Below are 656 nucleotides of genomic sequence, written 5' to 3'. Positions count from 1 at the left end.
GATGAACACGAGCAGGAACGGCACGAGCACGGCCACGAACGGGGCCAGCTGGCCGACGATCGCGCCGATGTGCGTGGCGGGGATGCCGGTGAGCGTGCCGGCGGTGGTGATGGGGGTGCCCACGGCGCCGAAGGCCACGGGCGCGGTGTTCGCCAGCAGCACGGCGGTGGCCGCCCGCAGCGGGGGCACGCCCAGGCCGAGCACCATGGTGGCCGTGATGGCCACGGGGGCCCCGACGCCGGCGAGGGCCTCGAGCAGGCCGCCGAAGCAGAACGCGATGAGCACGGCCTGGATGCGGATGTCTCCGCCGCCGAGCGAGTCGAAGCTCGCGCGCATGTCGTCGAATCGTCCGGAGAGCACGGTGACCTGGTAGAACCACAGCGCCATCACGACGATCCAGACGATCGGGAACAGGCCGAAGGTCGCTCCCTGGGCGGCGGACAGCGCCGCCAGGTGGGCCGGCATGTGGAAGCCCAGCACGGCCACGAGCAGGGCCACCACGAGCGCGGCGAGTCCCGACTGCCAGGCCTTGAGGCGCAGGCCGAGGAGGGTGGCGAAGAACGTCAGCAGGGGCAGGACGCCGAGCGCGGCGGAGAGCGCGACGCTGCCGGCGGCATCGGGGGCGGGGGTGAAGGTGTGCACGGGGGTCTCCCGGT

General features: G+C 73.2%; 1 protein-coding gene. It reads right to left on the bottom strand.

All coding sequences use genetic code 11. The features are described 5' to 3' along the window. Positions 1-642, bottom strand: a 642-nt coding sequence (locus AB0N07_RS51825) for an L-lactate permease (protein ID WP_365848060.1), incomplete at its 3' end; no start/stop codon positions are given. Positions 643-656 lie beyond the last annotated feature (14 nt).

It is taken from the genome of Streptomyces sp. NPDC051172 (assembly GCF_040682555.1).
Classification (GTDB): Bacteria; Actinomycetota; Actinomycetes; order Streptomycetales; family Streptomycetaceae; genus Streptomyces.
Note: the sequence above shows the minus strand (reverse complement) of the source record. Positions and strands in the feature narration are given on the sequence as shown.